Genomic DNA, 22,855 nt, shown 5'->3' with positions numbered 1-22,855 from the left:
CATCTAAGTTTATCTTATTTTTAATATAGTATGACAAAGGCAGCGATAGAAGAGGAAAACAAGCTAATAGCTCAAGAGTATAAGGAATTATTGCGTATTAGCTACCAAACCCTTACCGATGAGGACAAAACACTTATACGTAGTGCCTTTGAAGTGGCTGTTGACGCGCATAAAAATCAACGTAGAAAATCTGGCGAAGCTTACATATTCCACCCTATAGCAGTAGCAAAAATTGTTGCCTCTGAAATTGGTCTTGATGCTGTTTCGATAGCCTCTGCCTTACTTCATGATGTTGTTGAAGATACCGAGTATACTTTAGATGATATTGATCGTATGTTTGGTGAAACAGTTGCCCGCATAGTAGACGGTCTTACTAAAATATCACATTTAAAAAAGGACATGAACATTTCTCAGCAAGCTGAGAATTTTAGAAAAATGTTATTGACCTTAAATGATGATGTGCGCGTTATTATAATTAAGATTGCAGACCGCTATCACAATATGCTCACCATGGATTCTATGCCAGAGCATAAACAGGTTAAAATAGCATCTGAAACCTTGTACATTTATGCTCCTTTAGCCCATAGAATTGGACTGTACAATATTAAAACAGAGCTAGAGGATTTAAGTTTAAAGTATACCGAACCAGAAGTATATAAATCTATTAAGGATAAGATAGAAGATAGCAAAGAAGAGCAACAAGCGTATATCAATGCATTTTCAGATACCATAGATAATTCTCTTAAAAAAGAAGGTCTTAACTACGTCATAAAAGGGAGAATGAAGTCCATTTTTTCTATGCGTAGAAAAATGCTTAATCAGAACGTAACCTTCGAAGAAATCTACGATAAGTTTGCTATTAGGATAATTTATAAGTCTGATACAGAGAATGAAAAATTTCTCGCGTGGAAGATATATTCTATAGTAACAGACCACTTCACTCCAAACCCAGTTCGCTTAAGAGACTGGATATCTTCTCCTAAATCTACAGGTTATGAAGCATTACACATTACAGTAATGGGACCCAAAGGCAAATGGGTAGAGGTACAAATTAGAAGTGAGCGCATGCATGAAATAGCCGAAAAAGGGTATGCAGCACATTTTAAATACAAGCATGGAGATCAAAAAGAACAAGGTATTGAAGTATGGTTAAATAAACTTCAAGAAGCATTGGAAAATGCAAATACCAATGCTGTTGACTTTGTTGAAGAATTTAAGCTCAATTTATATTCTAAAGAGATTTTTGTATTTACCCCAAAGGGTGAATTAAAATCGCTACCCAAAGGAGCCACGCCATTAGATTTTGCTTTTAATATTCATACTGAAGTAGGCATGCGTACGAGAGGCTCAAAAGTAAATGGAAAATTAGTTCCCCTAAATACAACATTACAGAGTGGTGATCAAGTAGAAATCATTACATCCGAGCAAGCCACACCAAATCAAAACTGGTTAGATTATGCCACCACCGCTAGGGCTAGAGCAAAAATAAAGTCGGTATTAAGAGAAGAGCGAAAGTCTGTTGCTGAAGATGGCAAAGAAATTTTACGTAGAAAACTAAAATCGCAAAAAGTAAGTTTAAATGAGGATTCGATTAATAAAATGGTCACCTTTTTTAAACTTAAAACTAGTTTAGACCTCTTTTATCGTGTCGGTATTGGTTCTATAGACAATACGATGTTGAAAGATTTTGCATCTTCTTACAACAATGCATTTATCAGTTTCTTCAAAAATCGAATGCGTAGAACTCCTGTGCATGAAGATATCAATAAAGAAGAAATCACATCTAAGTATGACATGCTGGTTTTTGGCAAAGAGGAAGAAAAATTAGAATATAAACTTTCTCAATGTTGTAACCCTATACCTGGCGATGAAGTATTCGGATTCGTAAGTGTATCTGAAGGTATTAAAGTTCATAAAAAGAATTGTCCGAATGCGATATCCTTGCAATCTAATTATGCGTATCGCATTATAAGTGCCAAATGGATTGATTCTTCACAACAGGAATATCAGGCAGATATAGAGCTAACAGGTATAGACAACCTTGGTTTGGTCAGTGACATTACAGAAGTGATATCGGATATTATGCATGTGAATATGCGTAATCTAAACTTTAGTACAGATGGCGGCACCTTTAAAGGAAAAATTACCGTGGTGGTAAAAAACAAGGCTATCCTTAAAAAATTGACCGATTCATTAAGAGAGATTAATGGTATTGACAAAGTAACCCGAATTTAGAAAAGGAAATTAAAATTTAACTGTACATTTGTATATTAATGCAGTAAATATGTCTTCGGATAAAAATCAAGAAATTGTAAAAAACGTCTTCACTACCTTTTTAGAAGACAAAGGACATAGAAAAACCCCTGAACGCTACGCTATACTTCAAGAAATTTATGAAAGTGACGAACATTTCGACATAGAGTCACTTTATATTAACATGAAGAACAAGAAATATAGAGTTAGTAGGGCTACTTTATATAACACCATAGAACTACTTTTAGATTGCAAACTAGTACGCAAACATCAGTTTGGTAAAAATCAGGCTCAATATGAAAAGTCTTATTTTGACCATCAACATGACCATGTTATACTTACCGATACCGGAGAAGTAATGGAGTTCTGCGACCCTAGAATTCAATCTATCAAAAAAACAATTGAAGAGGTTTTTAACATTAAAATAAATGCACATTCACTTTATTTTTATGGGACCAAAAATACACCTGCAAAAGAAGTAGGTACGAAAGAAAATAATAAGAACTAACCAAGTATATAATATTTAGATGGCAGTAGATTTATTGTTAGGCCTACAATGGGGTGACGAAGGAAAAGGAAAAATTGTTGATGTATTAACCGAAAATTATGACATTATTGCTCGTTTTCAAGGCGGGCCAAATGCTGGTCATACATTGGAGTTTGATGGAATAAAGCATGTGTTACATACTATTCCTTCAGGAATTTTTCATAAAAATGCAGTTAACGTTGTTGGTAACGGTGTTGTTATCGACCCAGTTATTTTTCAAAAAGAATTAGATGCATTGAAGAAATTTAATCTGGATATTAAGTCCAAATTATTTATTTCTAGAAAGGCACACTTGATTTTACCAACCCACCGTTTGTTAGATGCTGCTTCTGAAGCCTCTAAAGGCAAAGCGAAAATTGGCTCTACTTTAAAAGGAATTGGTCCTACTTACATGGATAAGACTGGTAGAAACGGAATGCGAATTGGTGATTTAGAACTAAGTGATTGGAAAGAAAAATATCGTAGTCTAGCAAATAAACATGAAGCAATGATAAGTTTCTACGATGTAGATATTCAATATGATCTTGCTGAGCTAGAAGCCGATTTCTTTAAAGCTGTAACCGAGTTAAAAGCATTAACTTTTATAGATAGTGAAGAATACTTATACCAAGCCCAAAAAGAAGGTAAAAAAATATTGGCCGAAGGTGCACAGGGATCACTTCTGGATATTGATTTTGGAACATACCCTTTCGTAACTTCATCTAATACTACCGCAGCTGGTGCATGTACCGGCTTAGGTGTTGCTCCAAATCAAATTGGTGAAGTAAAAGGAATATTCAAGGCATATACCACAAGAGTAGGTAGCGGTCCGTTCCCCACTGAATTATTTGATGAAGATGGCGAAACAATGGGTCGCGTAGGTAATGAATTTGGCGCTACAACAGGCAGACCAAGACGTTGTGGATGGTTAGATTTAGTAGCCTTAAAATATGCAGTTCGTATAAATGGCGTTACCGAGTTAATGATGATGAAAGGTGACGTATTGAGCGGATTCGATAAACTAAAAGTTTGTACTGCTTACAACTATAAAGGAGAAAAAATCGAGCATTTTCCATACAATATAGAAGCAGAAAATGTAACTCCGATATACACAGAAATGAATGGTTGGAAAGAAGATTTAACAAAAATGACTTCTGCCGACCAATTACCAAAATCATTGAACGACTATATCGATTTTCTAGAAAAAGAATTAGAAGTGCCTATTAAAATTGTTTCTGTTGGCCCAGACAGAATTCAAACAATTCACAGATAAACATTTAGCGGCCTGAAAAGGTTGTTCGACTAACGAGAATGGCGATATAGGGAAATACCTTTATCGCCATTATTTTTTTTTGTAATTTCAGTACTGTGTGAGGTTTTCACTTACGCTACTAAAACACGACTGAAAAAATGAGAAAATTCACCTACCCTACTATATTATTTTTGTTACTTTCCATAGTATCCTGTAAAACGGATAAAAACAAAAAAGAAGATTTAAAAGTCACTACTGAAGTTGAAACCAAAAATGAATGGATTACCTTATTCGATGGTAAAACTACAAAAGGATGGCGTGCATACAATGGCAAGGAATTACCCCCGGGTTGGATAGCTAAAAACGGAGAACTACAATTCGACACCGAATTAGGAAAGGAACAAGATTACACTGGTGGAACCGATATCATTTATGGTGACGAAGAGTTCGATAATTTTGAACTTTATGTTGAGTGGAAATTACCCAAAGGAGGAAACAGTGGCATCTTCTATCACCTAAAAGAAGGGTATGACAGCCCACCGGAAGTTTCCCCAGAATATCAACTAATAGATGATGAGAACTATGCCAGCATTCATGATTTAACCGATTACAATTTAAGTTTAGGATATACCGACAAGCCAGAAGAACTAAAACCGCTTCAACAAACAGCTTCTGATTATGCTATGCATGCTGCAGACCCAAATGGCAAAATTTTAAATCCTGCTGGAGAATGGAACACCACTAAAATCATCTTTACACCAGAGCAGGTTGAACACTGGTTGAACGGGAAAAAAGTAGTATCTTTTGTACCATGGGACGAAGCTTGGTACGCGAAAAAAAATTCCGATAAATGGAAAAACAGTAAAGATTACGGAAAGTTCAAAACAGGCTATATTGGATTTCAAGATCATTCAAGCCCTATTTGGTTCCGAAATATAAAAATTAAAAAACTTTAACCACCACACCAATGAACAAAAGAGATTTTATAAAAAGCGCAGCGGCGCTGTCCACATTTGTATTATTACCATCTGGACTATGGTCATGTAAAAAAGAAGTTAAAAAATTAACCAGATTACGAACCGCACATATTGGCGTTGGCAATATGGGTGCTGAAGACCTAAAGGCAATTTCATCCCATAGCAAGGTAGATGTTACCGTTTTATGTGATGTAGATGCAAATAATTTGGCCGCAGCAAAAGAACTACATCCAAATGCAAAAACATATACCGATTATAGAGTGATGCTAAAGGAGATGGGTGATAAAATAGACGCTGTGGTAGTATCAACCCCAGACCACACTCACGCACCCGCATCAATGATGGCCATGGAAATGGATAAACCAGTCTATTGTCAAAAACCACTAACCCATTACGTTTCCGAAGCGAGAGCGATGAACAAGCTAGCTGCAGAAAAAGGATTGGTAACACAAATGGGAATTCAGGTTCATTCATTTTACGATTATAAACTCGCTACCCTATTAATTCAATCAGGAATTATTGGCAAAGTACATACTGTACGTGCATGGTCTCCAAAAGATTGGGGCTATGACGGACCTGAGCCAACAGGTTCAGACCCAATTCCTAAATCATTAGATTGGAATCTTTGGTTGGGCACTTCGGCAGAAAGGCCTTACAAAGAAGGTTTTTATCACCCAGGCAACTGGAGGAAATTAGTGGATTATGGTTGTGGCACATTAGGCGACATGGGTGTGCATATATTTGACACCCCATATAACGCATTAGATTTACAAGTACCTATGACCATAAAAAATGAATGTAGAGAACCTAATGGATTCGGATTTCCACAAAATAATATTGTTACCTACGAATTTCCTCAAACCAATTATACTACAGAAACTTTGAAATGGGTTTGGTATGATGGGCCAGGTGCTCCACAAGACCATGAAGATTTAAAACTTCCGGGTTCCAGCGAAATGGAAACCTCAAACGACGCTACTGAAGATTCTATAGAAGACAAAATGTCCTTGGAAACCAAGATAGCAAGTGAAGGAACCTTACCAGACCAAGGCGCCATGTTTATAGGTGAAAAGGGCAGACTGTTATTACCTCACTTTATGCAGTTACCTAAGAAAATTGTAGATGGGCAATATGTAGATATTACGGCAGAAATTGAAGCCGTTGAAAAAGCGAATAATATGGGTAAACCTATTCGTGATTATGATTCGGAAGGACCTAAACATTATCATCAGTTTGTTGATGCCTGCTTAGGTGACGATGAAACTACCGCCCCTTTTTCATATGCATCAAGGCTTACAGAAACTATACTCCTCGGCGTTATAGCAGGAAGATTTCCTAATCAAGTTTTACACTGGGATAGTGAAAATGCTAAATTTGCTGAAGATGAAGCAAATGCTTTTTTAGAAGGCGATTATAGAAATTTTTAATTCTCCTTTTTAATATCACAAAAACCACTTTCGAGTGGTTTTTTTATATCTATATTTAAAGAAGAAATTAATTTAAACTACCTACCTCAACCATGAAAGAAATCTTCAAAACATCTTTTAGATTGCCTTTAGTATTAATTTCAATACTGGTTACCCATAGTTGCACCAAGAACATAGAACCCTTGATAGTGGTAAAGCCACATTCTTCAATTGTTTTAATCGGAAATAATTTAGGATCTAGAATGTTGAATTTTGGCACATTTGAAACCGAGATGCAACTTCGTTATCCTACAGATTCATTGGTTATTAGAAACATGTGCGATGGTGGCGATACACCAGGTTTTAGACCTCATTCAGGCAGAGTATCTCCATGGGCTTTTCCAGGTGCTGAGAAATTTCAAACCGAGTTAGCACAGAATTCTGGAAGTGAAGGTGTTTTTGAAACACCTGATGAATGGTTATCAAGATTACAAGCTGATATCATATTAGGTTTTTTTGGCTACAACGAATCTTTTGAAGGGCCACAAGGTCTAGAAAACTATAAGGAAGAATTAGATGCATTCATTAAACACTCCTTAAAGCAAAAATATAATGGTACAACACCACCTCAATTAATAATCGTTTCCCCTATTGCTTTTGAAGACCTTTCTGACCATATAGATGTACCAAATGGAGAAACTGCAAATCAGAATCTCAAATTGTATTCAGAGGCCATGAAAGAAGTTTGTTTAACGAATAACATTCCCTTCATAAATGTATTTCAAGCATCAAAGAATTGGTACGATACAGTTAATAATGACCTTACCATAGATGGTTCACAATTGAACAAAGAAGGATATGAAAAATTTGCTCAATTCTTAGCAGATGAACTTACCGGAAATAAATCAATAAAGTCAGAAGGAAAAAGACTTGCCCTAAATGAAGCTATCAAAGAAAAAAACTTCTATTGGCATAATGATTATAAAATTCCGAACGGTGTACATGTTTTCGGCAGGCGTCATGCACCATACGGTCCAGACAATTATCCTTATGAACTAAAGAAAACGAGAGAACTCACTGCTATTCGCGATTCAATGATTTGGGCAACCGTACAAAACCAATCGTATAATGTAGCATCTGCTGATGGATTGACCAGTAAGTTGCCACCTGTAGAAACCAACTATAATCTGGGTAATAAGGAATCTATTTTACAATACAAATATGGAAATGAAGCCCTAAAAACGTTGACAGTACCTAAAGGTTATGAAGTTTCTCTTTTTGCTTCAGAGAAAGAATTTCCAGATTTAGCGAATCCTGCTCAAATTTCTTTTGATAATAAAGGTCGTTTATGGGTAGCCACACTCCCCTCCTATCCTCATTATAAACCCGGAGACCCAAAACCAAATGATAAGATTATCATTTTAGAAGATACCGATAATGATGGCAAGGCCGATAAGGAAATAGTGTTTGCTGATAAATTGCATTTACCTATAGGATTTGAATTTGCACCTGAAGGTGTTTATGTTAGCCAAGGCACAAATCTAAAATTATATACAGATACCGATGGCGATGACAAAGCCGACAAGGTTGAAATTGTACTGAGTGGTTTTGATGACCATGATACACACCATGCTATTTCTGCATTTTGTGCAGATCCTTCTGGAGCATTTTATATGTCTGAAGGTATTTTTTTGCACACGAATGTAGAAACTTCCTATGGTCCTGTTAGAGCTACGAATGGAGGGTTTTACAGATACAATCCACAACGAAAACAATTAGAGCGTACATTACAGGTTGCGATACCAAACCCATGGGGAATCGCTTTTGACGAATGGGGCCAAGATTTCTTTTTACACACTTCAGGACCAAAGGTGAATTGGATGATGCCAAGTTCGCTAAAAAGTATTTATGGAATTTCTTCTCCTTTAACTGAAGAGCTTATTGAAGAAGCCCATCGAGTTCGACCAACTTCTGGCATGGAATTTATTTCTAGTAGACACTTTCCCGATGAAGTTCAAGGCGACATGCTTTTAGCTAATTCTATAGGATTCCTTGGTCTTAAGCAGCATCAAATGATGGAAGATGGAACAGGATACACCTCTAAACATCGCCAAGATTTAATTACTAGTAATGACCCGAATTTTAGACCAGTAGAAATGGAATTCGCTCCCGATGGCTCTCTATACATTGTTGATTGGCATAATGTGTTAATTGGACATATGCAACATAATGCTCGTGATCCATTACGAGATCATGTGCATGGCAGAATATACAGAATTACGTATCCTTCTAGGCCATTAGTAAAACCTGCAAAAATAGATGGCGCTTCTATTGAGCAATTATTTGAAAATCTAAAATTACCAGAATACAGAACACGTTATAGAACCCGTCGTGAACTGCGTGGAAGAAATGTTGATGAAGTTTTAACAGCGATGAAAACTTGGGTTTCAAATCTTGATACATCAGATCCTAATTACGAACACAACCGTCTTGAAGCTTTATGGGTGTCATGGGGTATGAATAAAGTTGATGCAAATCTATTGGAAGCCTTGTTAAAATCAGATGCTCATAAAGTACGTGCTGCTGCGGTGCGTGTAGTTCGCTATATGGGCCATCAATTAAATAATGCTGTGGACTTATTAAAAGTAGCTGCTTCAGATACACATGGTAGGGTTAGACTTGAAGCGATTACAGCTGCATCGTGGCTACCCAGATCACAAGGAATGGAAATATTGGAAGTTGCCAGAAAACATCCTTTAGACGAATGGATGCAGGATTCTTTCAACTTTGCAGAAACAAGATTAACAGGTAATTTCTCAGAAAAGGCAGATGAAAAAATACTAGCTTCACATTTAAAAGAAGCCGAACTTGACGTTTTCGCTAAAGGAAAAAAAATATACGAGACAGAAGGTTATTGTATTACCTGTCATCAAGAAGGTGGTAGTGGTTTACAAAAAGCCGGATACCCAACATTGGTAGATCAAGAATGGGTTTTAGGTGATGAAAAAAGATTGATAAAATTAGCCCTTCACGGTCTTTATGGCCCTTTGAATATTATGGGTAACCACTATGAAGGTCAGGTACCTATGATGGCTTTTAAGGGTCTACTGAAGGATGATGAAATTGCAGCTGTTCTTACCTATGTCAGAAATGCATTTGGCAACAAGGCATCAGTAATTAATCCGGAGCAAGTGAAACAGGTTCGAGAAGCAACAAAAGACCGAAACGGTTTTTACACGCCAGAAGAATTATTGAAAGAACATCCAATGAAGTAATCAACCCATTATGAAAAACCAAAGAATGAATTTTAAATACGTTTTCATTTTTTTCACTATTATACTTATATCTTGTGGTGAAAAGACTAAGCAGAAAATAGCAACTGAAGAGGATACCAACAATCCACCTCATATAGTTTTCGTGACTGGGGAAGAGGAATATAGGTCTGAAGAATCTTTACCGATGTTAGCAAAACTGGCAAAACGAGAACTATCCGCCAAGGTAACCGTGGTATATTCCATAGATAGTTTAGGGTATATAGACCCAAACAGAACAGACCATATTTCAGGATTAGAGGCATTAGAAACGGCAGATTTAATGGTGATTTTTACAAGGTTTAGAAACCTCCCAAAAAATGAACGGGATTATATTACCAGTTATGCAGAATCTGGAAAGCCAATGGTCGGTTTTAGAACAACAACCCATGCCTTTAAATATGATAACGATTCAACGTTGGTAGAATTTAATGAAGAATGGCCTGCAAAAGTATTCGGCCAAAAATGGATTACTCATCATGGTCACTTTGATGATGGTAAATTTCCGGTAACCGATATAACAATTGTAGAAAGTGAAGCTAAAAATCCAATATTGAACGGATTCGAAGAATTTGAAGCATACTCTTGGCTGTATCATGTAGATGGTGGAGATTGGAAACTTCAAGGGGACAGTAAACCTTTATTGATGGGACATTCTACAAAGTCACAACATGAGATTGACGGGGACCTTGACAAATTTTCTTTAGACAACCCAGTGGCATGGACCAAAAGCTATACTGGTACTTCAGGAAATGAAGCCCGAGTATTCTTCTCCACTTTAGGGCATCCATATGATTTTAAAATGCCCGTGGTACGCAAGATAGCCATGAATGGAATATATTGGGCCTTAGGAAAAGAAGGTGAAATTCCTGAAGATGGTGTAAACGTAACTTTAGACGAACCGTTCTTGCCAAACAATTCTGGTTTCGGACAAAAGTTTAAAAAGAACCAAAAACCAACACCTATACAATAGCTCTTTACTAAATGTATGCTAATAGTGTTATTCGCTCTTTTAAAATGTTCTATTTTTGAAAAAAAAGTAGATTGAAAACCTTTTGCGCATCCATTCTTTTATTTTTAGGCTTCTCATTATTGGGCCAAGCCCAAGAAAAAGGTGATGAAGAAGAATCAAAACAAATTAATATAGTTTATGGAGCCAACTTCACTAAAAATGAAGTTGAATATCCAGGTGCCTCCATTTTCAGCAAAGATGACCGTCAGGTTCAATTCGAACATCAAGGCGCTGACCTTTGGTGCGATGTTGCTATTTACTACCAAAAAGATAATAGGTTAGAAGCAATAGGTAATGTCATTTTAAAACAGGGAGATTCCGTTGAAATGACCAGTAAAAAAATTAATTATTTAGGAGATGTAAAACTTGCAAAGGCATGGGGCAATGTAGTTTTGACCAATTCTGACATGACCTTACGAACAGACACACTTCGCTTAGATCGTGAAAAACAAGAAGCGTTTTATCAAGACAATGGTACTGTAATTGATTCTGCAAACACCTTAACCAGTAAGATTGGTAAGTATTTTATGGAGCTGAAAAAGTACCAATTCTTGGATAGTGTACATATCCAAAATCCAAAATATACCGTAGATTCCGAACAATTAGATTATTATCAGACATCCAAAAATGCATATATGTATGGTCCATCAACAATAGTTGGCGAGACTTATAAAATTTATTGCGAAAGAGGTTTTTACGACACCAAGGTAGAAAGTGGTTATGGCATTAAAAATACACGTATAGACTACAACAATCGAATAATTGAGGGAGATAGCGTATACTTTAATAAGGTAAATGAATTTGCTTCAGCAACTAATAACATTACTGTCACTGACACCATAAACAATGGAATCATACGTGCCCACTATGCCGAGGTATATAAAGCAAAAGATTCTGTTTTCGCTACTAGAAGAGCTGTTTCTATTTCTGTGCAAGAACGAGATTCTCTTTATGTACATGGCGATACGCTAATGGTTACAGGAAAACCAGAAGAACGCCTACTTCGTGCTTTTAGAAATGCAAAGTTTTATAAAACGGACTTAAGCGGTAAGTGCGACAGTATTCACTCAGAACAGAAAACCGGTATTACCCAACTCATAAAAAATCCGATTATTTGGAACGGTGCAAATCAAATGACGGGTGATAGTATACATTTAAAATCGAATTTAGAAACTGAAAAATTAGATTCCTTAAAAGTTCTTGAAAATGCCTTTATTATTTCTCTAGATAGTGTTAGCATGACCGGGTATAACCAAGCTAAAGGAATAAATCTATTCGGACAGTTTATAGAAAATGAGTTAAAAATTATTGACCTTATTCAAAACACTGAGGTTGTATATTATATGTACAACGATGACGATGAACTCATCGGTATTGATAAAACAGTTTGTAGCAAGATTCGAATTACGATGGCTGAAAATGATATTGAAGACCTAACTTTTTATACGGATCCCGACGGAGATATATTCCCTGAAAAAGACTTGCCAGAGAATAGCAGAATCTTAAAAGGATTTGTGTGGCGTGGCGATGAACGTATTTTAACCAAAGATGATATTTTCGATGAAGATGATAATAATCTAGAACTGGTAATTATAAAAGGAATCGACAACCCTATAGATATTGATGCAGAAGAACAGCAGCGTAGCCAAAATGAAACGGATCCAATAAATAACATTCAGCCTAAGAATAAGGTCACAGACCCCAAAAAGTCCACTTCCCCTAAAAAAGTGAAATAGAAATTTCACATGAAAGACGATTTTTTAAAATACCAAGCACAAACTTCACCGTACCCTTTGGGAATGGAAATTTCACATGCCCGAGGCAGTTATATTTATGATTCCAATGGCCATGCTCATTTAGATTTTGTGGCCGGTGTTTCAGCCTGTACACTTGGTCACTGTCACCCAGAAGTGGTTGGTGCTATTAAAGAACAAGCAGAAAAATATATGCATGTTATGGTTTATGGTGAGTATGCACAATCACCAGCTACCAACTACACCAAGATACTGGCAGAAAATTTACCTAAACCTTTGAAAGTTACTTACTTGGTAAATTCGGGAACAGAAGCTATCGAAGGTGCGTTAAAATTAGCCCGAAGATTTACAGGTCGTTCTCAAATTATTTCGGCTAAATCAGCCTATCATGGCAACACAATGGGCAGTTTAAGCTTGATGGATTTCGAAGAGCGCAAAAGTGTTTTTAGACCCTTGTTACCAGATGTGTATCACATAAGATTTAATAATGAGGAAGATTTAGATAAAATTACCAATAAAACTGCCTGTGTAATTTTAGAGACCATACAAGGCGGTGCAGGTTTTATTGTTCCAGAAAATGATTACTTATGTAAAGTAAAGGAGCGTTGCACTGAAATGGGCGCACTACTTATTCTTGATGAAATTCAACCGGGCTTTGGTAGAACAGGTAAATTATTTTCGTTTGAACATTTTAATTGCGTGCCAGATATATTGGTAATAGGTAAAGGAATGGCTTCAGGCCTACCTGTTGGTGCTTTTACCTCTAGTGAGGAAATTATGAAAACCTTGAGTGAAAATCCTAAAATGGGTCATATCACAACCTTTGGTGGAAATCCGGTAATTGCAGCTTCCAGTCTGGCTACCTTACAAGTTCTATTGAAATCTTCTTTAATAAAAGATACCTTAAAAAAAGAAGCACTATTCAAAGAATTATTGAAACACCCAAGGATAAAAGAAATTCGAGGCAAAGGTTTAATGTTAGCTCTAATTATGGATTCTGCTGAAACAGCAAATGAATTGATATTGCGAGCAAAAGAAGAAAAACTAATTTTATTTTGGTTATTATTCGAAAATAGGGCCGTTAGAATATCACCTCCCTTAACTATTTCAAATGCTGAAATTCGTGAAGGTTGCACTACTATTTTAAAGGTTTTGAATACCATGTAAACCCTAGTTGTTAACTAATTTGTTAATAATAAAGAACATAACAAAGGCTCAACCCACTTACAAACAACTACTTTTAATTATCTAGTAAAACCAAAAGTTTCTATGGCGTTAGAATCTAACGAGAGACCGGACAAGCCTATTACCAAATTCGAATCAATGTTAAAGACAGACGATGTCTACTTCTTTGATGCAGAAGATTTTGAGGACATAGTACACCACTATTTAAATCACGGTAAAATCTCTTTAGCTAAAAAAGGGATTAAAATTGGCCTGCAACAACATCCAGGTTCAATAGAGTTAAAGTTGCTTCAAGTGGAGGTTTTGGTTTTTGAGAACCAGACAGAAAAAGCGGAAGCACTTTTAGACGAATTACAACTTTTAGATAATCAGAACGAAGAAATTTATATTCAACGGGCGAATATATATTCTAAACAAGATAATCATGAAGGTGCTGTACACCTTTTACAGCAAGCATTAAGTATAACTACCAATAGTTTTGATATTTATAGCCTTCTCGGCATGGAGTATTTATTCATGGATAACTTCAAACAGGCCAAAGAAAGTTTTATGAAATGTGTTGAGTTTGATGAAGAAGATTACTCTTCGCTATATAACGTAATCTACTGTTTTGAGTTTTTAGAAGATTATGATGGCGCTATAATTTACCTGAACAAATACTTAGAAAAAAATCCGTATTGTGAAGTAGCATGGCATCAGCTAGGTAAGCAATATTACTATAAAGAATTATATACCGATGCATTAACAGCTTTTGATTTTGCCATTATTTCAGATGACTCGTTTATTGGTGCTTATTTTGAAAAAGGAAAAGTACTTGAAAAATTAGGGCGACATAAAGAAGCAATAGAAAATTACGAGACCACCATTTCAATTGAAGACCCAACATCTCATGCTTTTCTTAGAATTGGAAAATGTTATGAAAAATTGAAAGATACCGAAATGGCGAAATACTATTTCTATCAAACAGTTCATGAAGACCCATTATTGGATAAAGGCTGGTTGGCCATTACTAATTTGTATTTTAATACAAAAGATTATGAAAAGGCTGTTTACTATATAAATAAAGCACTCAATATTGATGGAGAGAACCCATCGTACTGGAAAAAATGCGCCCAGATACATACTGAATTAAAAAATTACGACCAGGCAGATTTTGCATTTAAACAAGCTGTAGATTTAGGTAATTATGAATTGGATACTTGGTTGAAATGGGCTGATGTTGTTCACACAAACGGAGAAACTATTGCTGCCGTACAAATCTTATCTCAAGGAAGGGAATTTTATCCTGAGAGTTTGAAGTTATTATATAAATCTGTAGGATTCCAATTAATAGCTGAAGACCCAATAAATGCTAGAATAACTCTAATGGATGCCTTAAAAATTGATAAGAATCAGAAAAAGCTACATCTTTTCAAGGATAAATTCCCAGAATTTGGCGATTCTGAATGGACCCAAAAAATTGTAAACAAATACAATAAAGCCTCGTAGAACGGGTTCTACATTCCATGGAAGATAGAAAATTAAAACACTACATATTTATAACACTAAAAGGTATGGCCATGGGCATAGCAGAATTGGTGCCAGGTGTATCTGGCGGCACAATTGCTTTTGTTACTGGCATTTACGAAGAGTTCATCACATCTATCAATAATGTTAATCTAAAAACTTTAAATGTTTTAAAACAAGAAGGGTTTAAACAGTTTTGGCAGAAATTGAACGGTAATTTTCTTGTAGCCTTGTTGGTTGGAATGATGATCAGCATCTTTTCTTTGTCGAAAGTGATTGCATGGCTTTTAGAAGAACATCCCATCCCTACTTGGGCATTCTTTTTTGGATTGGTATTAGCAAGTGTAATTTTTGTTGCCAAGTCAATTAACAAATGGAATTTTTTAGCCATTTTTCTATTTATTATTGGTACGGCAAGTGCATTTTTCATAACTACTTTACCACCATCTACAAGCTCAGGCAGCTTACCGTTTATTTTCTTTTCTGGAGCAATAGCCATTTGCGCTATGGTTTTACCAGGAATTTCAGGTTCGTTTATTTTAGTACTATTAGGCTCATACAAAACCGTCTTAGAAGCCGTAAATGATAAAGAAATTAGCATTATAGCGACTTTCGCATTTGGTGCTGTATTCGGCCTTTTAAGCTTCGCAAGAATTTTAAAATGGATGTTCACCAACTATAAAGATGCCACACTTGCTATTTTAACCGGATTTATATTAGGATCATTAAATAAAATTTGGCCTTGGAAAAATGTAATTGAGATAATTCAAATTGGCAAAAAAGAAATTATAATAGACGAAAATATCTCTCCATTTGCTTTTACAGGAAATAATCAATTAACCTTTGCCATTGTTGCCGCTATCATCGGTTTTTCTCTTATTTTTATATTAGAAAAATCAGCTTCAAAGAAGTAAGCGCACACCTACATGAATGAACCCCGAACCTCAACCGATAAATTTTTCTTGGTCATTAAGGGGCTATGTATGGGTACGGCTAATAAGGTACCTGGGGTTTCTGGTGGTATTGTTGCATTTGTCGGCGGTTTCTACGAAGAGTTTATTTATTCACTACAAAAAATTAACGCTAAGGCTTTTAAATTATTAATTAGCGGAAGGTTTAAAAGTTTTTACCGTTATATAAATGGTTCCTTTTTAACCCTTCTTATTTTTGGAATGCTGGTTAGTTATTTTAGCATCTCTAAAATTCTTGATTATTTTTTAGTAAAAAGGGAGCTTTTTGTTTGGGCATCATTTTTCGGAATGATTTTGGGATCTATCTACTATATCGGAAAAGATTTCGATTATTGGAAAAAGAAAACCTTTACAGCCGCCATTATAGGTCTAAGTATTGGCGTGGCTATAAGTTTTCTTAGCCCTGCAAAAGAAAACGACAATCTCTTATTCATTTTCCTTTGTGGAATGATAAGTGTTTCCGGTATGACCCTACCTGGACTTTCTGGGTCATTTATCCTTATATTATTAGGTAATTATGTACTGTTATTAGTTGATTCGGTCAACGCGTTGTTTGACACATTTTCAGAACTAATTGTTGGAGATTTCAGCGTCACTTCAAATTCAGAACGACTTCATACACTTAAGATTTTAGCCGTATTCACTTTAGGTTCTGCTACTGGCCTTGTTACTTTATCTCATGTATTAACTTACGTTCTTAAGCATTTTAAGCACGTAACCACAGCAACAATTTTAGGTTTTATAACTGGTTCGCTAGGTGTTGTTTGGCCATGGAAAAAAACTATTTATAAAACCGGACTTGATGGAGAAATCATATTTGACACAAACGGAAAGCAAATAATAATGAACTATGAGCGATTTCTACCAGATATGACCACATTAGAAAATTGGACAGCCATTTTCTTTATTATTTTTGGTATTAGCATTTTGCTACTTTTAGATTGGTATGGAAAAAACAGAAAAACATAAAGTTAATTTTGGTTTAGTAGGCAAGGATATTTCCTATTCATTTTCGAGAGGTTATTTCAAAAAAAAATTCAATGCGCTTGGCTTGACTAATTACTCTTATAATAATTTTGATCTACAATCAATTTCAGAATTTCCCACCATTTTTGAAAATACTCCGAACATACAAGGTATTAATGTCACTATACCCTACAAAGAAGAGGTAATTCCATTTCTAGACGATATGGATGTGGCCGCAAAAAAAATAGGGGCCGTCAATACCATAAAATTTACTGAACATGGCATGATCGGATACAATACCGATGCTTACGGATTTCAAAAATCAATAGAGCCATTTTTAAAAAATCATCACAAGAAAGCATTGATACTTGGTACTGGCGGAGCTTCAAAGGCAATCGCTTTTGTATTAGAAGAACTTGGTATAGCTTTTTCATTTGTTTCTAGAAATGGAAAAAACAAGGGTTTCAAATATCAGCAAATAACGGATGACATTATTAGTCAGCATACTTTAATAATAAATTGTTCACCTGTAGGTACTTTTCCTAATATTGAAGAAAAACCAGCAATACCCTATAATTCTATAAATAAAGAACATCTACTTTTCGACCTCATTTACAATCCTGAAGAGACCGCTTTTTTAGCTACAGGAAAAGCAAACGATGCTACGATCTGCAATGGTCATAGCATGTTAGAATTTCAAGCCGAAAAATCATGGTCTATTTGGAACCAATAATTCAAATTAACCACAAAATATACTTTTCAGATTGCTGTGAATACTACAATTCACTCAAATAACTCATTGAAAACAAAACCAAAAAGAACCTGCAATACTTTGCAATTCTAGGGGTTGTTACTATCTTGTAAACATATAATTTAGGATTATGTCTGAGGATAAAGAACAAAAAACACCAGAAAGTTCAATTGAGCAAAAAGCCGAAACTAAAACCACTGAAAACATAGTGGAAAATACAGTAGAGCCAAATGAAATTCCAATTGAAACAATACCAGAAGCACCAACCGAAAAGATGGCTGAAGCTACAGTAGAAACTGATGTTTTAGAAGAAATTGATGACTCTAATGCAGAGGATGCGGAAGATACTGATACGGTAAAAAGACATGATATTCCCATGCCTGATTATCATGAGATGAGCATGGAGAACCTAGTAGGTGAATTGCAACGTTTAGTGAAAAATGAAAAGGTTCAAGCTATTAGAAAACATGTTGACACCATAAAAGATGAGTTCAATCAAAAGTTCGATGAGTTTTTGGAAGAGAAAAAAGAGGATTTTATATCGAATGGTGGAAATGAAATTGATTTCAGATATAATTCGGTAGATAAAAGGCAATTCAACGAAGTATATAATGAATATCGTGATAAGCGAAATCAACATTACAAAAGCTTAGAAAAAAGCCACAAAGAAAACTTAGCATATCGATTAGACTTAATTGAGCAATTAAAAGCCTTGGTTAATGTTGAAGAAGATATAAATACTACCTATAACAACTTTAAAGATATCCAAGCCAAATGGCGACATGCAGGGCCGATACCTAAGGCCGACTACAATAATGTTTGGAAAACATATCATCACCATATCGAAATTTTCTATGATTTCTTAAATATAAATAGAGAATTACGAGACTTAGATTTTAAACATAATCTTGAGGAAAAGGTTAAAATTGTTGCCAGAGCTGAAGAACTTGCCCAAGAACCAGACTTAAACCGCGCTTTTAGGGAATTACAGGTATTACATAAAATATGGAAAGAAGACTTAGGTCCTGTTGGCAAAGACCATAGGGAAGATATTTGGGATAGATTTAGCGCTGCTACAAAAATTATTCATGAAAGAAGACAAGATTATTTTAAAAATCTTGATAAAATTAAGGAGGAAAATTTAGAGCGTAAAAATGCTATAATTGAAAAAATAACCAATATTTCCGAAACCATTTCTACCAACCACGGTACCTTACAGCAACAAATTAAAAAAATTGAAGAACTACGAGAGGCATTTTTTAAAGCTGGCCAAGTACCTCAAAAAGTAAATTCAAAAACCTGGAATTCATTTAAAGGTGCGGTACGTAAGTTTAATCACAATAAGAATGCATTTTACAAGAATCTTAAGAAAGAGCAACAAGAGAATTTAGATAAAAAAAGAGCTTTATTAGAAGTTGCTATTTCACTTAAAGAAAGTGAAGATTGGGATGCAGCTACATCTGAAATGAAGCGTATACAGGGCGAGTGGAAGAAAGTCGGACATGTTCCTCGTAAGTTTTCAGATAAATTGTGGAAAGACTTTAAGAGCGCTTGTAATCATTATTTCGATAGGTTAAATGCGCTTAAAAATGATGCATTTAAAGAGGAAGAAGAGAACTTCAAACAAAAAGACGCTTGTATTGAACGTCTTAAAAGTTTTGAATTAAGTGGTAAGCAAGAGAAGGACTTGGCTTCAATCAAAAAATTTACTGAGGAATGGAAAACCTATGGTAGAGTGCCATTTAAAAAGAAAAACATTAATCAAAAATTTGATAAAATTATTGATGCCCTATTCCTTAAAATGGGAGTTAGCAAGCAAGAATCTGAACTGTTAAAATATGGCAATAAAATTCAGCAACTTTCTAATGATGATAATCAAGAACGTGCGATTCAAAACGAGCGTGCTTTTATTAGAAAAAAGATTGATGAGAGTAAAACTGAAATAAGACAATTGGAAAATAACTTAGAATTTTTCTCTAACGCATCTGAAACCAATCCGTTAGTTCTAGACGTAATCAAAAGGGTAAATCAGCATAAAGAATCATTAGATGCCTGGAAAAGCAAATTGAAAAAACTGAACATCTTAAAGAATAATTTAAATAAAGAGGTTGAGGAAGGTGAAGATACTGAAGAGACAAACACAGAAGAATAGCTAAATTATAGGCAATAAAATAAGTAGGTCATCAAAAATATCACATCGTCAGTAGGATGAAAAATCACATATGAGTTATTTATTAATTTTAATAATTCTATTTACAAATTGGAATACTGAAATTAATTTATCAACCTATATAGATTCAATCATTCAAAAAGTAGAACTTAAAAAGGAAGTGTATCTTATCCTTAACACTAAATACAATTTTTGTCATGCAAAGAAGAAAAATGGAGTGATTTTTACTTTAGATAATATGAATAGTTTTTCGACTTCTATTGAGCAACAAGTGTTTATAAATAAGAAGATGCCAAAGGGCAGAAAAAACAAACTTAACATGGCAGAAGAAGAAAAATTAAATACCTGGATAAATTCTTTAGATAATCCATAAAAAAAGCCTCTATTAAATAGAGGCTTTTTTTATGGTATAAGATGAAATTACTTAGCTACATTGACAGCCCTTGTCTCACGTATTACCGTAACTTTTACCTGACCAGGATAAGTCATATCAGTTTGTATTTTTTGTGAGATTTCGAATGATAATTGTGATGCTCTATCATCAGTTACCTTCTCACTCTCAACAATAACACGCAGCTCTCTACCAGCCTGTATTGCGTAAGCTTTCTGTACACCGCTAAATCCAAAAGCAACCTCTTCAAGGTCTTTTAAACGCTGAATATAAGAATCTAACACCTGTCTTCGTGCACCTGGTCTAGCGCCACTAATAGCATCACAAACCTGTACAATAGGGGCAATTAGTGTTTTCATTTCAATTTCATCGTGGTGCGCACCAATAGCATTACAGACTTCCTCTTTTTCTCCAAATTTCTCTGCCCATTGCATACCTAATATTGCATGGGGCGTTTCTACCTCATTTTCAGTATTCGGAACTTTACCTATATCATGTAATAAACCAGCACGTTTAGCTATCTTAGGATTAAGTCCTAATTCAGCAGCCATAACACCACAAAGTTTCGCAACCTCTCTTGAGTGTTGCAAAAGATTCTGGCCATATGAAGAACGATATTTCATTCTACCTACCGCACGTATCAATTCTGGATGTAAGCCATGAATACCTAAATCGATTACTGTACGCTTACCAATCTCAACTATTTCAGCTTCTATCTGCTTCTCTGTCTTTTTAACAACTTCCTCAATTCTCGCTGGGTGAATTCTTCCGTCGGTAACTAATTTATGAAGAGATAATCTAGCCACCTCTCTTCTAACAGAATCAAAACAAGAAAGTATTATTGCTTCTGGAGTATCATCTACAATTATCTCAACCCCTGTAGCAGCTTCTAAAGCTCTAATGTTTCTACCTTCTCTTCCAATAATTCGCCCTTTAACATCGTCAGACTCAATATTAAAAACAGAAACACAATTTTCAACAGCTTCCTCAGTACCTATTCGTTGGATAGTGTTGATAATAATTTTACGTGCCTCTTGATGTGCGGTTAACTTAGATTCTTCTACAGTTGCCTGAATATAGGCCATAGCATCAGACTTTGCAGTTTCTTTTAAGCTCTCTACCAATTGGTTCTTCGCATCGTCGGCCGATAATCCAGAAATTACTTCTAATTGCTGAATTTGACTCTTATGCATTTTATCTAAATCTTCATGGCGCTTTTCGAACAACTCTCTTTTTTGCTCTACTTCTTTTAATTTCCCATCTAACTGAGAATTTAATTGTTTGTTTCTAGCAAGCTCGCTACTAACTTGAGATTCTTTATCTCTAGTGCGTTTCTCTGCTTCATTTATTTTTCTATCCTTGCCATTAATAACCTTTTCGTGCTCAGCTTTTAATTCTAAAAACTTCTCTTTCGCTTGTAATATTTTTTCTTTCTTGACACTTTCCCCTTCAGCATTGGCATCCTTTAATATGCGTTCAGCATCTTTTTTTGCATTTATTATGGTTTTAGAGGCTTTCCCTTTTTCCAAAAATTTTGCTATTGCAAAACCGATTGCCAGCCCAACTATTGCGGCAATAATTATCATTGTACTATCCATAGTGTAATTTATTAATAAAAAAAGCCCACATTGGAGAAGTTTTGATCAAACTCCGGTAAACAGGTTTAGGGCTAACAGACTGATCAAGGATCCCTATACGAGTAGGGCTTGCTTTTACAATCTAAACTCACCCTTTTTAAAAAAATAAATGTTGAGTTTGTCAAAAGGTATTACCAATGTGGGCAGTAACTTAATGTATTTAAAAGAACGTTTTTATTTCATAGCCAATTTAGAACTCACCAACTCTTCAAGCGCTTTTAAACGCTCTTCAGCTTCTTTGGTTCCTTCTGTTTGCTCTATGCCATTTTGCTCGATTTTAGAGGCAAACTGCAAGGCACACATGGCCAAAACATCTTGTTTGTCTCTAACTGCATAATTTTGCTCAAACTTCTTAGCCAACTGTTCTATATTCTTAGCTGCCTTTCGCAAACCTTCTTCTTGCGCAGGATCAATCGTTAAAGGGTAGACCCTATCAGCAATCGAAAGTTTTATTTTGAGCTTATCTGACATATTATACTAACATTATTCCGATAATTGAGCTATACAATGGTCCAACTCTCGTATCAATGTATTTATTTTAAGCTTAGCTTCTGTTTTATTGGTATTACTGCCTAGCATTGAATTTGCAAGTTTGAGAGAATTATATTTCTCTTCCCACTCAGAATCCGTTTTACTTGCGTTTTCCTGAGAAGATTTAATATGATGCAATTCTTTTTCCAACTCCAAATTAGCATTGTTCACAACCTCAAGTTTATGCAACAATTTACTTATTTTATTTTCTAAAGAATCAACGATTTTAATCAACTCGCTCATACATCAAAGTCAA

At 35.2% G+C, this 22,855-nt stretch carries 18 protein-coding genes and 1 other RNA gene; 15 read left to right on the top strand and 4 right to left on the bottom strand.

What is annotated here, in order from left to right; genetic code table 11:
* The first annotated feature begins 30 nt into the window (after positions 1-30).
* The 15 genes from BMY56_RS16905 to BMY56_RS16835 all read left to right on the top strand — a co-directional run bounded on the left by BMY56_RS16905 (position 31) and on the right by BMY56_RS16835 (position 20,413).
* The gene (locus BMY56_RS16905) at positions 31-2,235 is read left to right on the top strand and encodes a RelA/SpoT family protein (protein ID WP_091626998.1); all 2,205 of its coding nucleotides are present in this window, start codon (positions 31-33) and stop codon (positions 2,233-2,235) included.
* Positions 2,236-2,284: 49 nt separating this feature from the next.
* Positions 2,285-2,761, top strand: a complete 477-nt coding sequence (locus tag BMY56_RS16900; RefSeq protein WP_091626995.1) for a Fur family transcriptional regulator — start codon at positions 2,285-2,287, stop codon at positions 2,759-2,761.
* A 19-nt stretch (positions 2,762-2,780) separates the two neighbouring features.
* Positions 2,781-4,052, top strand: a complete 1,272-nt coding sequence (locus tag BMY56_RS16895) for an adenylosuccinate synthase (RefSeq protein WP_091626992.1) — start codon at positions 2,781-2,783, stop codon at positions 4,050-4,052.
* A gap of 137 nt (positions 4,053-4,189) precedes the next feature.
* The gene (locus BMY56_RS16890) at positions 4,190-4,987 is read left to right on the top strand and encodes a 3-keto-disaccharide hydrolase (RefSeq protein ID WP_091626989.1); all 798 of its coding nucleotides are present in this window, start codon (positions 4,190-4,192) and stop codon (positions 4,985-4,987) included.
* A gap of 11 nt (positions 4,988-4,998) precedes the next feature.
* Positions 4,999-6,435 (top strand): Gfo/Idh/MocA family protein, encoded by a 1,437-nt coding sequence (locus BMY56_RS16885; protein ID WP_091626987.1) that lies wholly within the window; start codon positions 4,999-5,001, stop codon positions 6,433-6,435.
* A 92-nt stretch (positions 6,436-6,527) separates the two neighbouring features.
* On the top strand, positions 6,528-9,689 hold the full coding sequence (locus BMY56_RS16880; protein WP_091626984.1) for a PVC-type heme-binding CxxCH protein: 3,162 nt from the start codon (positions 6,528-6,530) through the stop codon (positions 9,687-9,689).
* Positions 9,690-9,714: 25 nt separating this feature from the next.
* Entirely contained in the window at positions 9,715-10,698 is a 984-nt protein-coding gene (locus tag BMY56_RS16875; RefSeq protein WP_245737269.1) for a ThuA domain-containing protein, read from the top strand.
* Between the two features lie 71 nt (positions 10,699-10,769).
* A complete protein-coding gene (locus tag BMY56_RS16870; protein WP_394332507.1) occupies positions 10,770-12,473 on the top strand; it encodes an OstA-like protein in 1,704 nt (567 codons plus the stop codon).
* A 9-nt stretch (positions 12,474-12,482) separates the two neighbouring features.
* Complete coding sequence (locus BMY56_RS16865) at positions 12,483-13,658, top strand: aspartate aminotransferase family protein (RefSeq protein WP_091626979.1); 1,176 nt, start codon at positions 12,483-12,485, stop codon at positions 13,656-13,658.
* 102 nt (positions 13,659-13,760) lie between these two features.
* Positions 13,761-15,164, top strand: coding sequence for a tetratricopeptide repeat protein (locus BMY56_RS16860; protein ID WP_091626976.1), 1,404 nt, complete (start codon positions 13,761-13,763; stop codon positions 15,162-15,164).
* Positions 15,165-15,181: 17 nt separating this feature from the next.
* A complete protein-coding gene (locus BMY56_RS16855; protein WP_091626973.1) occupies positions 15,182-16,096 on the top strand; it encodes a DUF368 domain-containing protein in 915 nt (304 codons plus the stop codon).
* A 12-nt stretch (positions 16,097-16,108) separates the two neighbouring features.
* Positions 16,109-17,122, top strand: a complete 1,014-nt coding sequence (locus BMY56_RS16850) for a DUF368 domain-containing protein (protein ID WP_091626971.1) — start codon at positions 16,109-16,111, stop codon at positions 17,120-17,122.
* Positions 17,100-17,852, top strand: a complete 753-nt coding sequence (locus BMY56_RS16845; RefSeq protein WP_091626968.1) for a shikimate dehydrogenase family protein — start codon at positions 17,100-17,102, stop codon at positions 17,850-17,852. Before BMY56_RS16850 ends, BMY56_RS16845 begins: the two co-directional genes overlap by 23 nt.
* A gap of 148 nt (positions 17,853-18,000) precedes the next feature.
* Entirely contained in the window at positions 18,001-20,022 is a 2,022-nt protein-coding gene (locus BMY56_RS16840; RefSeq protein WP_091626966.1) for a DUF349 domain-containing protein, read from the top strand.
* Positions 20,023-20,092: 70 nt separating this feature from the next.
* Positions 20,093-20,413, top strand: coding sequence for a hypothetical protein (locus tag BMY56_RS16835; RefSeq protein ID WP_091626963.1), 321 nt, complete (start codon positions 20,093-20,095; stop codon positions 20,411-20,413).
* A gap of 47 nt (positions 20,414-20,460) precedes the next feature.
* Here BMY56_RS16835 and rny read toward each other — a convergent pair whose 3' ends face one another.
* From rny to BMY56_RS16815, 4 genes are all read right to left on the bottom strand, one after another.
* The gene (rny, locus tag BMY56_RS16830) at positions 20,461-22,029 is read right to left on the bottom strand and encodes a ribonuclease Y (RefSeq protein ID WP_091626961.1); all 1,569 of its coding nucleotides are present in this window, start codon (positions 22,027-22,029) and stop codon (positions 20,461-20,463) included.
* A 47-nt stretch (positions 22,030-22,076) separates the two neighbouring features.
* A non-coding RNA gene (ssrS, locus tag BMY56_RS16825) (6S RNA) lies at positions 22,077-22,186 on the bottom strand.
* 56 nt (positions 22,187-22,242) lie between these two features.
* Positions 22,243-22,539: a cell division protein ZapA gene (locus tag BMY56_RS16820; RefSeq protein ID WP_079512228.1), complete on the bottom strand. Its 297-nt coding sequence runs from the start codon at positions 22,537-22,539 to the stop codon at positions 22,243-22,245.
* Between the two features lie 12 nt (positions 22,540-22,551).
* Entirely contained in the window at positions 22,552-22,842 is a 291-nt protein-coding gene (locus BMY56_RS16815; protein ID WP_091626958.1) for a hypothetical protein, read from the bottom strand.
* Positions 22,843-22,855: the final 13 nt, after the last annotated feature.

The organism is Maribacter orientalis (assembly GCF_900109345.1).
GTDB classification, from domain to species: Bacteria; Bacteroidota; Bacteroidia; order Flavobacteriales; family Flavobacteriaceae; genus Maribacter; species Maribacter orientalis.
Note: the sequence above shows the minus strand (reverse complement) of the source record. Positions and strands in the feature narration are given on the sequence as shown.

What these genes read in the sequence shown, in the direction of transcription:
- BMY56_RS16835 (WP_091626963.1), top strand. Translation starts at nt 20,093, where the DNA reads ATGAGTTATTTATTAATTTTAATAATTCTATTTACAAATTGGAATACT.
- BMY56_RS16865 (WP_091626979.1), top strand. Translation starts at nt 12,483, where the DNA reads ATGAAAGACGATTTTTTAAAATACCAAGCACAAACTTCACCGTACCCT.
- BMY56_RS16875 (WP_245737269.1), top strand. Translation starts at nt 9,715, where the DNA reads ATGAATTTTAAATACGTTTTCATTTTTTTCACTATTATACTTATATCT.
- BMY56_RS16840 (WP_091626966.1), top strand. Translation starts at nt 18,001, where the DNA reads ATGTCTGAGGATAAAGAACAAAAAACACCAGAAAGTTCAATTGAGCAA.
- BMY56_RS16845 (WP_091626968.1), top strand. Translation starts at nt 17,100, where the DNA reads ATGGAAAAAACAGAAAAACATAAAGTTAATTTTGGTTTAGTAGGCAAG.
- BMY56_RS16890 (WP_091626989.1), top strand. Translation starts at nt 4,190, where the DNA reads ATGAGAAAATTCACCTACCCTACTATATTATTTTTGTTACTTTCCATA.
- BMY56_RS16905 (WP_091626998.1), top strand. Translation starts at nt 31, where the DNA reads ATGACAAAGGCAGCGATAGAAGAGGAAAACAAGCTAATAGCTCAAGAG.
- BMY56_RS16855 (WP_091626973.1), top strand. Translation starts at nt 15,182, where the DNA reads ATGGAAGATAGAAAATTAAAACACTACATATTTATAACACTAAAAGGT.
- BMY56_RS16885 (WP_091626987.1), top strand. Translation starts at nt 4,999, where the DNA reads ATGAACAAAAGAGATTTTATAAAAAGCGCAGCGGCGCTGTCCACATTT.
- BMY56_RS16815 (WP_091626958.1), bottom strand. Translation starts at nt 22,842, where the DNA reads ATGAGCGAGTTGATTAAAATCGTTGATTCTTTAGAAAATAAAATAAGT.
- BMY56_RS16820 (WP_079512228.1), bottom strand. Translation starts at nt 22,539, where the DNA reads ATGTCAGATAAGCTCAAAATAAAACTTTCGATTGCTGATAGGGTCTAC.
- BMY56_RS16860 (WP_091626976.1), top strand. Translation starts at nt 13,761, where the DNA reads ATGGCGTTAGAATCTAACGAGAGACCGGACAAGCCTATTACCAAATTC.
- BMY56_RS16880 (WP_091626984.1), top strand. Translation starts at nt 6,528, where the DNA reads ATGAAAGAAATCTTCAAAACATCTTTTAGATTGCCTTTAGTATTAATT.
- BMY56_RS16850 (WP_091626971.1), top strand. Translation starts at nt 16,109, where the DNA reads ATGAATGAACCCCGAACCTCAACCGATAAATTTTTCTTGGTCATTAAG.
- BMY56_RS16895 (WP_091626992.1), top strand. Translation starts at nt 2,781, where the DNA reads ATGGCAGTAGATTTATTGTTAGGCCTACAATGGGGTGACGAAGGAAAA.
- rny (WP_091626961.1), bottom strand. Translation starts at nt 22,029, where the DNA reads ATGGATAGTACAATGATAATTATTGCCGCAATAGTTGGGCTGGCAATC.
- BMY56_RS16900 (WP_091626995.1), top strand. Translation starts at nt 2,285, where the DNA reads ATGTCTTCGGATAAAAATCAAGAAATTGTAAAAAACGTCTTCACTACC.